At 43.0% G+C, this 14,249-nt stretch carries 11 protein-coding genes; 9 read left to right on the top strand and 2 right to left on the bottom strand.

The genetic code is table 11. The features are described from left to right. The first annotated feature begins 46 nt into the window (after nucleotides 1–46). A complete protein-coding gene (locus ACZ41C_RS17405) occupies nucleotides 47–1,297 on the top strand; it encodes an NAD(P)/FAD-dependent oxidoreductase (protein ID WP_464563288.1) in 1,251 nt (416 codons plus the stop codon). Here the strand turns inward: ACZ41C_RS17405 and ACZ41C_RS17400 are convergent, their stop codons facing one another. Next, the gene (locus tag ACZ41C_RS17400) at nucleotides 1,298–3,475 is read right to left on the bottom strand and encodes a DUF5916 domain-containing protein (RefSeq protein ID WP_464563286.1); all 2,178 of its coding nucleotides are present in this window, start codon (nucleotides 3,473–3,475) and stop codon (nucleotides 1,298–1,300) included. It abuts the gene before it with no gap. Between the two features lie 356 nt (nucleotides 3,476–3,831). On the opposite strand from ACZ41C_RS17400, the gene ACZ41C_RS17395 reads away from it, so the two are divergent. Both ACZ41C_RS17395 and ACZ41C_RS17390 read left to right on the top strand, forming a co-directional pair. Beyond that, nucleotides 3,832–4,929 carry an alkene reductase gene (locus tag ACZ41C_RS17395; protein ID WP_138259660.1) on the top strand — a complete coding sequence of 366 codons (1,098 nt, stop codon included), beginning with the start codon at nucleotides 3,832–3,834 and terminating at the stop codon, nucleotides 4,927–4,929. Between the two features lie 53 nt (nucleotides 4,930–4,982). Continuing rightward, nucleotides 4,983–5,399, top strand: coding sequence for an OsmC family protein (locus ACZ41C_RS17390; RefSeq protein WP_464563284.1), 417 nt, complete (start codon nucleotides 4,983–4,985; stop codon nucleotides 5,397–5,399). A 47-nt stretch (nucleotides 5,400–5,446) separates the two neighbouring features. Here the strand turns inward: ACZ41C_RS17390 and ACZ41C_RS17385 are convergent, their stop codons facing one another. Continuing rightward, a complete protein-coding gene (locus ACZ41C_RS17385) occupies nucleotides 5,447–5,752 on the bottom strand; it encodes a hypothetical protein (RefSeq protein WP_464563282.1) in 306 nt (101 codons plus the stop codon). A gap of 203 nt (nucleotides 5,753–5,955) precedes the next feature. Between ACZ41C_RS17385 and ACZ41C_RS17380 the strand changes: the two genes are divergently transcribed. The 6 genes from ACZ41C_RS17380 to ACZ41C_RS17355 all read left to right on the top strand — a co-directional run bounded on the left by ACZ41C_RS17380 (nucleotide 5,956) and on the right by ACZ41C_RS17355 (nucleotide 14,226). Beyond that, complete coding sequence (locus tag ACZ41C_RS17380; protein WP_464563280.1) at nucleotides 5,956–6,585, top strand: SDR family oxidoreductase; 630 nt, start codon at nucleotides 5,956–5,958, stop codon at nucleotides 6,583–6,585. A gap of 149 nt (nucleotides 6,586–6,734) precedes the next feature. Then, the gene (locus ACZ41C_RS17375; protein WP_464563278.1) at nucleotides 6,735–7,406 is read left to right on the top strand and encodes a flavodoxin reductase; all 672 of its coding nucleotides are present in this window, start codon (nucleotides 6,735–6,737) and stop codon (nucleotides 7,404–7,406) included. 274 nt (nucleotides 7,407–7,680) lie between these two features. After that, nucleotides 7,681–8,871 carry a PQQ-dependent sugar dehydrogenase gene (locus ACZ41C_RS17370; protein ID WP_464563276.1) on the top strand — a complete coding sequence of 397 codons (1,191 nt, stop codon included), beginning with the start codon at nucleotides 7,681–7,683 and terminating at the stop codon, nucleotides 8,869–8,871. A 2-nt stretch (nucleotides 8,872–8,873) separates the two neighbouring features. Continuing rightward, a complete protein-coding gene (locus ACZ41C_RS17365; protein WP_464563274.1) occupies nucleotides 8,874–9,728 on the top strand; it encodes an aminotransferase class IV in 855 nt (284 codons plus the stop codon). A gap of 71 nt (nucleotides 9,729–9,799) precedes the next feature. Continuing rightward, complete coding sequence (locus tag ACZ41C_RS17360) at nucleotides 9,800–11,083, top strand: prolyl oligopeptidase family serine peptidase (protein ID WP_464563272.1); 1,284 nt, start codon at nucleotides 9,800–9,802, stop codon at nucleotides 11,081–11,083. 149 nt (nucleotides 11,084–11,232) lie between these two features. Further along, a complete protein-coding gene (locus tag ACZ41C_RS17355) occupies nucleotides 11,233–14,226 on the top strand; it encodes a VPS10 domain-containing protein (protein ID WP_464563270.1) in 2,994 nt (997 codons plus the stop codon). Nucleotides 14,227–14,249: the final 23 nt, after the last annotated feature.

Raw genomic sequence — 14,249 nt, 5'->3', positions numbered from 1 at the left:
ATTATCTCCTTACTAAATCGCCCATTACTTTTCCTATTTTTACCATATGGAAAAGAAATCGACTAAAATCGCCATTATTGGCGCAGGGGTCAGTGGTTTGATTGCTGCCATTACCTTGGAAAAGGAAGGGTATTCCCCCACTATTTATGAATCCACGGAGCGTATTGGCGGACGTGTAAAAACGGACATCGTTGATGGATATCAATTGGACCATGGTTTTCAGGTTTTGTTGGATGCCTATCCCATGGCCCAGAAATACCTGGACTACGAAGCATTGGAACTCCAAAAATTCCTGCCGGGAGCCCAAGTGTTCCATAAAGGGAAAAGTGCCATCATAGGTGATCCACTTCGCAACCTTAGTCTATTGTTCCCTACACTGACTTCCGGTATCGGTACTTTTGGGGATAAATTCAAAGTGTTGAAATTAAATGCAATGTTGAAGGAAAAATCCCTGGAGGGAATTTTTGAGGAACCGGAAACTTCTACACTTGAGTATCTAAAATCGCTTCATTTTTCTGAAGAAATAATTGACCAATTTTTCAGGCCTTTTTTTTCCGGCATCTTTTTGGAACCTAATTTGGCTACTTCCTCAAGGATGTTTCAGTTCGTTTATAAAATGTTCGGTGCAGGGCTTGCCGTATTGCCCAAGGCAGGTATCGGCGCCATACCTAATCAATTACAACAAAATTTGAAGGCAACTCAATTCATATTTAATTGTCCTGTAGAAAGTTGTACCGATGAAAAAATCACTTTATCCGATGGTAAAGCGGCATTTTTCGATTATAAGATTATCGCTACCGATGCGTCGCCGCTGGTGCCAAATTTGCGCAAGCAGCATTTGGATTGGCATACATCGGATACTTTGTATTTTACATCCAAAGAGCGCACTATAGATAAACCCCTGATCGGTCTGATCGCGGATGAAGAGGCATTGATCAATAATATTTTCTACCATACTTCCCTGGAAATGGCTCAAAAAGGGGCATCGGAATTGCTTTCGGTTACCGTTGTGAAAAATCATGATTTATCCGAATATCAACTCGTCCAAAAAGTGAAAGAGGATCTAAAGAAATTTTGTGGAATTACCACCGACCAATACCTGAAGCACTATCCGATAAAAAGGGCACTGCCACAATTGAAAGACATTAGGTACACCTTGATGCCTTCTGAAACCCGACTAACGGAAAACGTGTTTTTGGCCGGTGACTATTTGCTCAATGGATCTCTGAACGCCGCTATGCTTTCCGGAGAAATGGCCGCTAAAGGGGTATTGGAAGTTCTGGAAAAGAGAAACTGATCAATTGTTCAGCCAATAGGTAAACTTCAATGTCAAGCCCCAATTACGGGTTTCAAAAGGTGTAACGAAATAGTTGTTGGTATACACTAGGAACAAATCTGAAGCTGGACTATAACGCCACTGAAACCTGGAATTTAGGTTCATATTGCCCGTTTGCTCGTTGTATTGGACCAAATTGGCAAAAAATATTTTATTGGTAAAGGTAATATCCGCCTCCGCACCGATCAACCAAAATTCGTTGGTGTTCCACGGTGCTGGTAAATCGATGTGGTTGTAGTTTAAATTCGCGCTCAAGCTTACGTAGGGCTGAAATCGGTATCCCAGCTCCGTCGTCAGGCTTGTGCGGTTTCCATCCTGGTAATAGCCTCCCACACGGCCCCCTAAGGAATAGGTGAAAAGGCTTTGGGGCTTGGATTGGTATTCCCAACCAAAGGCGTTCCATTGGTGTTTCGTGCCCGTTGCCAATTCTGCAATGCCCAATCGGGTGGGGTCAAAGGGGTCCAACAGTTCCACATAATCATCGGATAGAAAGAAAAACGCATTGCTACGGTTCCTAAAATCAAAACGATAGAGCATATAGGCCAGGTGGTCCGTTTCACGGAATGCTTCGTTAAAAAACCACGTGACGTTCAATTCCGGTCCATGACTCACGATGGGACCCGCTTTCGGGAAGAACAGATGGCCTAATTTCCCCGTGAAATTGACATAGTTTCTTCTGGGTACAAAACCCACCTCTGCCGTATAATCGTTACTTACCCATTCCTGCTGTAAACGCCAGTTCCATTTTCTACTACTGTATTCCAAATGTGCCCCTTGGGCAATACCGCGGCCACTTTCATCCGGGGCAAGCGATTTCAGGAAAAAGGCCTTGCCGTTCCAAATGTTGTTGGAGGAAGCCAGATTGTATTCCATGCCCAGATTCCGATTGTATTTTGCATAGTGGGCGTTTATGGAATCGTTTTCCGAGGGATAGTTGATGGACTGCTTGTTCACGACCATAAGCCCGATGTTGCTTCGACCAAAGACCTTACGCTGTAAGGAAAGCACTCCAAAATTCTGACTGGGCAAGCCGGTTTCGTCCACAGCGGCCGTTTGCATGTCCATAAGGCCCATGCGCAACTTTTCATTGAGGTTTCCACTAACACGGGCCCCGGCTTGAATGGGCACCCCTAGTCCGATTCTTCTGGAAAAGAAGGGCCGTATGGTCTCATACCCAAAATTGGCAAAAAGATCTCCGTTCTCCAGGAAAAACTGTCGTCTTTCGGGGAAGAAAAGCTCAAATCTGTCCAAATTGGTAATTTGTCGGTCTACCTCCACTTGCGAAAAATCTGGATTTACGGTAAGGTCCAGATTCAGGGAAGAAGTGAGACTGAACTTTATATCACCCCCAATTTTTCCTATAGTTTTGGTATCCTCGTTGGCTTCCAAATCCCGATTCACCTCTCCCAATACATAGGGGATAATTGAAAAGTTGGTGCCCGGGGCCGGTGGGGGTGCATCCCAGACCAAGGTTCCCGTGTAGGCCAGTGCGGCCGTTGGAAACTGTCTGGGAATGGGGGTCCAACTGGATTTTTCACTGGATTTGAGGTCTAACCGACTAAAATTGATGCCCCATTCCGTTACACCGGCCTCATAGCGAATGGACTTAAAGGGAACGGCCATCTCAAAAACCCATTTGTCATCGTCACGGGTCACCTCAGAAATCCACTTGCTGTCCCAATTCAAGTCGATTCGAGAACCATCGAACATAGTACCGTCCCATTGTGCGCCAAAAGCATTGGAACCAAAGGAAAAGCCCGTAGTCTGATTGTTGAAGGGGTCCAAAAACAGTAAAAAATTGTCGTTTCTACCAAAGGAGAAATCCCGACGGAGCGATTCTACAAAGTAATTGGCTTCGGTGGCATTGTAAAAGGTGGCCAACAGATAGAGGTTTTTATCGTCATAGGTCATTTTTATGGCAGATTGTTCGGTGGCCAGTCCGTCGTCCATAGGAAGTACCCTAAAAAAGTCCGTAGCGACTTCGGCATCCTGCCACGCCCGGTCATCACCAATACCATCGATTTTTACGGGGTGGTTCGTCTTTTTAATGTGTAAACGATAGTCGGTGTTCTTTTTTTGTGCGGTTACTAAGTGGACGAAAAGAAATAGGCACACAATGGTGCATAGGTAATCCTTCATTGGTTAATTTGGTAATCGAGAAATCCTTCCGATAATTATCTCGAATTTTTAGGTTGTTTTTTATGAATCCCACGTTGGCTCATGCGGGGGATATTTCTATTGGCGGTGCAACTTACTCAAATTTTAGGAGTCTATTTTTTCCATACCGCAAAAAAGAAGCTAAAATTCATGTAAATCATCGGTTTGGATTCATAAAATGCATTTTCGACTATCGGTCTAACAAAGATTGAAAAGTCTTAAAAAGTGCTCCTTTGTAGTTTGTTATTATTTCCGATACTAATTTAGGTATTAGAGTTAATGATTATCCTTTGTTTGAAGGATATTTGAAGAAATCCATTATTTATTCAAAACTGATTATGAGCGAAAAAGCATTGTTAAAACCATATAACAAAGGAAATTTTACGTTAAGAAATAGGGTGGTCATGGCCCCCATGACCCGAAGTAGGGCCGCGAACGAGGCCAAAAAACCGGAAGAAGGCCTACATGATATTTATTATCAGCAAAGAGCTTCGGCCGGACTCATAATCACTGAGGGGTCACAAGTGTCCGAAGAAGCGGTTGGCTACATAAATACACCTGGAATACACACTGAAGAGCAGGTAGAGGGTTGGAAACAGGTAACCGAGGCAGTTCATGAAAAAAACGGTACCATCTTCATTCAGTTATGGCATGTGGGTAGAATGTCCCATCCAGATTTTCACGATGGGGATTTGCCTTTAGCTCCGTCCGCCATCAACCCAGAGGCAAAATCGTATACCCCAGAAGGTTTTAAGGATACGGTCATACCAAAGGCAATGACCAAAGAAGATATTGCCAGGACAATCGAGGATTTTAAAAATGCAGCCCAAAATGCGGTTAAGGCGGGATTTGATGGCGTTGAGATCCACTCTTCAAACGGGTATCTTTTTCATCAATTTTTTAATGCAACCTCGAACACAAGAACGGATGAATATGGCGGTAGCATCGAGAATAGGGCACGATTCTTTTTTGAAGTTTTGGATGAAGTCAAAAAGGTTATTCCCGAATCCAAGATTGGAGCTCGCTTTAATCCGTCTTTAAATGGAATGTTTGGAATGACCATGGATGAGGAAACCATTCCAACTTTTGAGTATATCATTAAAAAATTGGATCATGAATATGACCTTGCATATATACATCTTTCGGAACCTTTTAATGATGTCTCAGACATCCCATTTGCGGTTGAGAACATAGCGGAACATTTTAGACCCATGTATAATGGCACATTAATGATAAACGGTGGTTTTGACCAGGAATCTGGAAATAAAGTCATCGAAAGTGGAAATGCCGACTTAGTCTCTTTTGGGAAATTGTATGTATCCAACCCCGATTTAGTGGAACGGTTTAAAAATGATTGGGATATGGCCGACTGGGACGAAGACACTTTTTACACGCCAGGCAAAGAGGGTTATATAGACTATGAAACCCACAAGTAAGAAGAGTCGGTTCAGTAGAGATTGAATTAATTTTTAACAATAAAAAAAATACAATGAATTTTACACGAAATGCGAAAGCACAATGGAAAGGAAGTGGAAAAGAAGGACACGGAACATTAACGACGGATAGTACCGTTTTGGAAAATACCCAATACTCCTTCAATACGAGATTTGAGGATGGAAAAGGTACCAATCCCGAAGAGCTCATTGGAGCGGCACACGCGGGATGCTTTGCCATGCAACTGAGTTTTTTGCTTGGTGAGGCTGATTATACACCCAATACGCTTGACGTAAGCGCAAAGGTGTCCTTTAAGGACGGGGAGATTGTAAAAGTGACCTTAGATCTTAAAGGTGATGTACCGAAAATTGAAGCTTCGGAATTTAAAGAAATTGCTACGAAGGCAAAAAATGTGTGTCCCATTTCCAAATTATTGGATACGGAAATCGTACTAAATGTCAGTTTAGCATAGAAATAAAAACACATTGCAAAGAAAAAGCAGCCATCTAGGCTGCTTTTTTATATCGTTAATTCAAAAGTCCATCTGATATGGTCCTTGTTCCGTTCCAAATCCTCATTTCCTGAACCTCCCTGACTGTACAATTGATTTTCTTCGTCCTTAACCGTTTTCCTGGTTCTGTCTTTTGGTAAATCCCGACCCGGAATATCCAAATCAGAACCTGCAAAATCCACGTCTTTTTCCCTTTCCTGTAATTGTTGGTCATCTCCTTGATCGGTTCTCGAATTTTTTGTTTTTTCGCCCAAAGCGTTCAAATCCTCTTTTGTAATATCTGAATTGTAGGTTTTTTCTTTTTGATTACTCATATTCTCAAATTAAGATTAATAATGCTCCGATAAGGTAATAGTTTTATAATACTGGGATTGACTTAAATCCAAGATAAATATGCTGTTTTCAAACACTGGCTAGTTATTTTTTTATTCAGGATTTGAGCTAATAATTACACTATTTCGGGTAAGGTTCATACTTCTTTCCTATTATCTTAACATAAATGAAAAAGACACACACTATGGAAAATATATTAGTTGCCGGTGCCAATGGTACTACTGGCAAAAAAGTAGTTCAACTACTAAAAAAGTCCCAATATTTTAATCCTGTTGCCATGGTTCGTAAGAAGGAACAATTGGCGCAATTTGAAAACGACGGGATAGATACGGTTTTAGGTGATCTGGAGGAAGATATCACACATACCGTTGCAAATATTGATAAAGTCATTTTTGCCGCGGGCTCAGGAGGTGAAAAAGTTGTAGCTGTAGACCAGGAAGGAGCCAAGAGATTAATCGATGCATCCAGAAACGCTAACGTAAAAAGATTTGTAATGTTAAGTTCTATGGGGGCTGATAATCCAGAAACTACAGAAGATCTTAAAGAGTATTTACAAGCAAAACATAATGCGGACGAATACTTAAAATCTACGGATTTAAATTATATGATTGTTCGGCCCGGTTCATTGACGAATGATACGGGAACAGGAAAGATTAGTTTAAAAAGGCATTTTGAAAAGCATGGTTCCATTACCCGTGACAATGTGGCCCAAACCTTAGTTCATGCCTTACATGAAGATGCCGGTACGAACGAAACGTTTGAAATTTTGGAAGGTGATACCTTGATCGGAAAAGCGTTGGATTCGGTCTCCTAGATGATTTTTACACGATTAAAATTTTTTAAGTACTTGATAATTAATTATTTAAATTATTGAAAATCTTTAATTTACAAAAACAAATCCCTCGATGAGGGTCTCATTTATAGAACTAAAAAAATAGAGCAAATAGAAAAAGACAAAAGAAGATGGCACATAAAATAAATATTCAAGATATAGGATTTATAAGACATAACGTACTCCAAATACAGACGGACAGACCTTCGGGATATGATTTTACACCGGGTCAGGCTTGCGAAATGTCCATTGACCAACCCAAATGGAAAGAAGAAAAACGACCCTTTACTTTTACCAGTTTGCCGGATGATGGTTTCTTACAGTTTACCATCAAAGTGTATCCGGACCACGATGGAGTTACCGATCAATTACAGACATTGGAACAGGGAGATTCGCTGTTGATAAGTGATTCGTGGGGGGCAATTTCTTATCAAGGACCAGGAATTTTCTTGGCCGGTGGGGCAGGAGTTACCCCATTTATCGCAATTATCAAGGATTTGGCCAGAAAAGGAAATTTAGAAGGCAACAAATTGATCTTTGGTAATCAAAGGGAGCGTGATATTATTCTTCAATCCGATTTTGAAAGGTGGCTGGGAAAAGATTTTATCAATATACTTTCCGATGAACATAGCAGCAAGTTTCCCCATGGTACCATTGACAAGGAATTTATTAAAAACCACACCGAGAATCTTGACAAAAAGTTTTACCTCTGCGGACCACCTCCAATGATGGATAGTGTGTATAATGCCTTGTTGGAATTGGATATTCCAAAAAAGAATATTATTACAGAAGATTTTGATTGAACGCAGAATAATCGCATCGAAAAAGGAATTCACGTTTTAATAATAGCATGTGGTAACAGTAACCGGTGAGAACAAATAATTTTTTTTGAACTGGGCAATTTGAAGGATTGGCACTTTCAAAAAACCAAAATCAAAAGCTAAAAACCGAACAGGTTTTTAGCTTTTGATTTTTAAACCTTTCGGGAGGATAATCCCTTTTCTGAGCAATGGGAATGATTGAAAATTTTTCAATATGTAAGGATGCTTCAGTATCTTAGCGGCAAACTGAAATACAATGAAAAACAAAATATCACTTTTAAAAATTTTCTGTGCCGCTGCACTGGCATTCAGCATATTTTCCTGTAAGGAAAACAAGAAGGAAGAAAGCGCTGATGTCAAGGAGGAAGTACCCATGGATAGTACGGACTTGGCATTATTGGATTTGAATTTACCCGATGGTTTTGAGATAAAGGTATATGCCAGGGGAGTGGATGGTGCACGTTCCATGGCCTTGGGACCTGACGGGACACTGTTTGTCGGAACCAGAAACGAGAACACCGTATACGCTATACAGGACAAAGATGGGGACTATAAAGCCGAAACGGTCATGGTGCTCGATACTATGGAGGTTCCCAACGGAATTGCCATGCGAAACGGAGACCTGTATGTTGCCCAGGTAGGTAGTCTATGGAAATATCCCAATATTGAAAGCCAGTTGGGTGGTACATTGAACAAGGAATTGGTCTATGATGATTATCCAACGGAATTCCATCACGGTTGGAAATATATTGCCTTTGGACCTGATGATAAATTATACGTTCCTGTGGGTGCCCCCTGCAATATTTGTGATTCGACCGTGGTAGACGAACGTTTTGCCACCATCACCAGAATGGACCCCGACGGAAGTAACCGTGAAATTTACGCCCACGGCGTACGGAATTCCGTAGGCTTTACTTGGGATGATAAAGGTGAGATGTGGTTTACGGACAATGGCAGGGATATGTTGGGCGATGATGTTCCTCCTTGTGAACTGAACCATATTACCGAGGCCGGTCAGCATTTTGGTTATCCTTTCTGTCACGGAGGTACAGTAAAAGACCCGGAATTTGGTGATCAACGTCCTTGTTCGGATTTTGTGCCACCTGCTAAAGCTTTGGGAGCACATGTGGCACCCTTGGCGGTGAAATTTAAATCAGGAACTATGTTTCCAGCATCTTACAATGGAAAAGCGTTTATCGCCGAGCATGGTTCCTGGAACAGAAGTAAAAAGGTAGGTTATAGAATTATGCTGGCCGATATAGAAAATGGTGAAGTTAAGGGTACGGAGCCCTTCATCGATGGTTGGTTGAATGACGAGACCCAGAAAGTAACGGGCAGACCCGTTGATTTACTGTGGATGAAAGACGGGTCTTTGTTGATATCCGATGATTATGGAGACGCCATTTACAGGGTTACGTATTCCGATACCCAAGTAGCTTCCAACTAATCATGGCCCAGTTTCCTGAAAAAGTATATCTGAACGGAGAAATCATACCTTCTGAAAAAGCCCAAATATCGGTCTTTGACAGAGGGTTTATTTTTGGCGATGGCATCTATGAGGCCATGGCCCAGATCAATGGAGCTTTTTTTTACGAGGAGGCACATCTGGCTCGGCTTGCAGAGGGGCTTTCAAAAATCAATATTCGGTATGATGTCGGCCAAATACCTGAGGAAGTCAACAAATTGCTGGCAGCTACAAACCTTATTGGAAAGAACTGTTTCCTATATATTCAAATTACACGGGGTGTTGCCCCCAGACAGCATTCCTTTCCAAAAGACATAAGGCCTACGGTTTTTATGTATGCACTTCCTAAGGTGTTGCCCGATATCAATACCCTGCATGCAAATGTGATTACCCGGGAAGATTTTAGGTGGTCCCGATGCGATATTAAAATGACCTCTCTTTTGGGCAACGTGATGCTCAACGAGGAGGCCATGCAGCAAGAATGCTATGAAACGGTGTTATACCGAAGCGGCATGGTTACGGAAGCTTCGCATTGCAATGTTTTTTTCGTGAAGGATAGGGTGGTGTATACACATCCGGCCAATGAATTTATTTTAAATGGCATTACCCGTTTGGTAGTGGTTCAGCTTTGCCAAGAATTGGGCTTGGAATTGCGTGAGGAGGCCGTTCCAATGGACAAAATCCGTGAGATGGACGAGGCCTTCCTTACAGGTACGAGCACACAGATAGCTTCCATACGGCAAATGGATGACCATGTATATTATCAGAATAATAATGTCGGGCCCATTACAAAAATGCTGCAGGAAGCCTTCCTTCGATTGAAAACTATTGAAAGGTAGCACTGTATTCCTGTGGAGGGTTTTGTGAAATCAAGGAAATCGTTTATTTTCAAAGTCTAAACCGACTGAAAATGAAACGCATCCATCAAATTCTTCTCGCATTTTTGATTTTTCCCCTTTTAACCATTTCGGCCCAAAGCGACATGCAGGGCACGTACACCTTACTAATTGATGCCTATGATTGGGGTCCGGCCGTTAACAAGATAATCGTACCCAAAGTTGAATCCGAAACACCCGCTGTTTTTGGAGATTATGAGGTGAAGGTTATACGAAGCAAGGAAAATGTAGAAATGCGGGAGGGGGAAGCCCAAGGAACCAGGAATGTGTTATATGCCTATCCATCCAATGCAGATGGGGACCGCAGTGAGACTGGAGAATTTACGACATTGGTTCTCATGGTAGCACCCAACGACCCATTAAGTTCCCCAATCAAATATTATCGAGGTGCCAATGGCAGGGCCAGTAACCAATGGATCGATTATGAATTGACCGTTACCCATGTACCTTCGGGAACAACGTGGGACAAGGAAGGCAAAAGAATGATTCCCGACCTTGATATTTTTGATTTAACGGGAACTTTTAGCCATAAGGATATCGACCTTACTTATGGAAGTTTTAAACCCAAAGGCACCGGAAGCTTTCCATTGATCATTTGGCTTCATGGTGGTGGGGAAGGTGGCACCGACCCTGGTATTCCCCTTATTGCCAACAAAGCTGTCAATTATGCTTCCGCAGAGATTCAGGAAATATTTAAAGGTGCCTATGTACTGGCACCCCAGACGCCCACCTTTTGGATGCAGAGTGTGTCCGGGGAATATACACGGGGGAACACCAATGATATTTACAACGAGGCCTTGATGGCCTTGATCAAGGATTACGTAGGTAAAAACCCGGGAATCGATAAGGATAGAATCTATATCGGTGGCTGTTCCAATGGGGGTTACATGAGTCTCAAACTCTTATTGAACCATCCTGATTATTTCGCAGCTGGCTACATTAGTGCGCTGGCCTATCACAATGAGTTCATCTCGGAGGCACAATTGAACAGCATAATTAATATTCCTATATGGTTCGTGCATTCCAAGGACGATAACACTACCGTTCCCGAAAAAACCGTAGTACCCCTTTATGAAAGATTGGTGGCCGCTGGTGCACCCAACGTGCATTTATCCCTCTATGACCATGTAACCGATTTGAATGGTATGTATGGTGGGGAAGATTATCATTTTCCAGGGCATTGGTCGTGGATCTATTCCCATGCCAATGATGCCGATTTTGATTATGATGGTAGCCCGGTCCTTATCGACAGCAGGCCCGTTACGATTATGGAGTGGTTGGCACAACAGCACAAATAGAAATTTGAAGTATATCCCGATGGATTATCGGAATCTTTACATATCCTACCCCAAAGAATTTCGATAATCCTAAAAATCCATTTTGGAAATTGGTAAACTTGGAGTAATGTGTAACTTTAGGCGAAACCAACATTCAAATATCATTTTTCATGAAAAGGCTATTGCTATCCACTGTTTTCCTGTTCTTAGGACTTACCGTTTTTTCCCAAAACTTTGACGCTTTCCAATACCGCACGATCGGGCCCAACAGGGGAGGAAGGGTCACCACCGTGACGGGTACGCCCATGCTTCCGGGTACATTTTATTTGGGAGCTTCAGGTGCGGGTGTGTGGAAAACGGACGATTACGGGACCACTTGGAACAATGTTTCTGATGGATTTTTTAAGACACCGTCCATTGGGGCTATCGAAGTGGCCCAAAATGACCCCAATATCGTCTATGTGGGTACGGGTTCGGATGGCATTCGAAGTAATATTATCAACGGAAAAGGGGTCTATAAATCCATCGACGCTGGGAAAACCTGGACACATATCGGCTTGGAAAATGCCGGACAGATCGGTGCCGTTGAAATTGACCCGACCAATAGCAATATCGTTTGGGTAGCTGCCATAGGAAATGCCTTTAAACCCAATGAGGAACGGGGTATTTACAAAACTATGGATGGCGGAAATACCTGGGAAAAGGTGCTTTTCGTCTCCAATGAAACGGGCTTTGCCGATCTGGAATTGCTACCCGGTAACCCGAATGTGGTGTACGCCGCTGCTTGGAAGGCGCAAAGAACCCCTTGGACCATTATTTCGGGCGGAGAGAATTCTGAAGGGGGCATTTATAAATCCGTGAACGGCGGCAAGGACTGGGTAAAATTGGAAGATGGACTGCCAAAAGGCCTCATTGGAAAAATTGACTTGGCCGTTTCCCCTAACGACTCCAGTATTCTGTACGCTGTAATAGAAGCACCGGGAAAGGAAGGAGGGGTCTATAAATCCGTAGATCAAGGAAAGACCTTTACCCAAACCTCCAGCAATGAGGGACTTGTAAACCGACCTTTTTACTATACCAACATTGAATTGGACCCCACCAACCCGGATATCGTTTACTCCAATGCAAATCCGCTATTAAAATCGGTTGATGGCGGAAAGACCTGGAAACGTATGAGCGTACCTCACGGTGATAACCATGATATTTGGTTAAACCCCAACAATCCCGATCTGTTGATCCAATGTAATGATGGTGGGGCGAACGTTTCCCACAATGGGGGAAAGACGTGGTCCACACAATTCAATCAGCCCACGGCCGAAATCTATCAGGTGGCCGTGGACGACCAGTATCCCTATTGGGTCTATGGGGCGCAACAGGACAATACCACCATAGCTATTCCCAGTTCGGCACCGACAGCCAGTGGTCCGCAGGGTACACAGATCATGATGGATGTGGGCGGCTGTGAAACCGGTCCAGCCATCCCAAAACCTGGCGATCCTAATGTGGTGTACAACAACTGTAAAGGTCGGTTTAGCGTATTTAACAAGCTTACGGGTACGGACCGCGAATACTCCATTGGGGCCTCCAATATTTACGGACATAATCCAAAAGACTTAAAATACAGGTTCCAAAGGGTAGCACCCATTCATGTTTCTCCCCATGATCCGGATGTAGTGTATATGGGTTCTCAATATCTTCATAAAACGAGGAACAACGGTCAAATTTGGGAAACCATTTCCCCAGATTTAACGGCCAATGAGGACGATAAACAGGTCATTTCCGGTAGTCCCATCACAAGGGACATCACCGGGGAGGAGTATTACAGTACTCTCTATTCCATCAGGGAGTCAAAAATAAAGGAAGGGCTTATCTGGACAGGTTCCAATGACGGGGTTATTTCGGTAACCCAAGATGGGGGACAGACTTGGAGCGATGTCACCCCTAAGAAACTCCCTAAAGGAGGAAGGGTGGAGTCCGTTGAACCTTCCCAATACGACCCTGCCAAAGCCTATATTGCCGTAGACCGACATCTACTGGGCGATGAAAAACCTTATATATACAAAACGGAAGATTATGGAAAAACCTGGACGGTGTTGAGTACCGAGGCCAATGGCATTCCATCGGACCATACCACGAGGGTACTCAGAGAAGATCCTAAAACCCCTGGATTATTGTATTTGGGAACGGAATATGGGATGTTCATTTCATTCGATGACGGGAAAAGTTGGAAATCCTTTCAGCAAAACTTACCTATAACTCCCATTACCGATATTATCCTGCATCGCGGTGATTTGATATTGAGCACTATGGGACGCGGTTTTTGGATTTTGGACGATGTGAGTGCCATCAGGGATTCCAAAATAACAGCCTTAGGCGAGGAACCGGTAGTTTTCAAACCGGAAGATACCTATCGCTATAGATCGCCATGGGGTTCCGGTGATTTCCCCAACTATCCATCCACCAGCGTAAGCATCGATTATTACCTACCGCAAGATTACAAAAATGGGGTAAGCATTGAAATACTTGACTCGGACCGAAATACGGTGGCGACCATCGTGAGTGATTCCACCCAATTAAGATCTACCAAGGAATCCGTGGAGGATATGGGCTTGAGTATGATCTTTGAGTATGTGGACACCAAATTGGAAACCAAGAAAGGTATCAATCGTTTTGCATGGGACCTAAGGCAAAAAGGGGCCTGGAATTCCAACAAAAGCAGAAGTTATAAAAATGGCCCCATGGTTTTGCCAGGATCCTATACCGTCAAACTGACGGTGGACGGAAAATCTACCGAGCAAACCTTCGATATACTGATGGATCCCCGTTTGGAGCGGGAAGGGGTTTCCCAAGAAATGATACAGGAGCAGTTGGCCCTACAAAACAAGGTAAACGACCTTTTGTCCGAAGCTCGAAAATTCCAGGATTCCTTGGAAAAGAAAATCAAGGAAACCAAGGACAAAGCGGAGAAAGAAGCCTTGGAAAATGTATTAAAATCAATAAAAAACGATGACGGGGCCTATCCGCAACAGATGATGGTCGCCCAGATTTCCTATCTGTCCAACATCCTAGGTGGGTCCGATAAAAAACCGGGCAATGAAGAAGTACAAAGATTCAAGGATTTGCAGCAACAGTTTCAAGCCGTGAAACAAAAAGTGAATCTATAAATTGTTTGAATGTTCAAGTAAGC

Source organism: Maribacter sp. C-4077 (assembly GCF_055378385.1).
The sequence above is the reverse complement of the archived record's forward strand: the minus strand, read 5'-3'. Positions and strand labels throughout refer to the sequence as shown.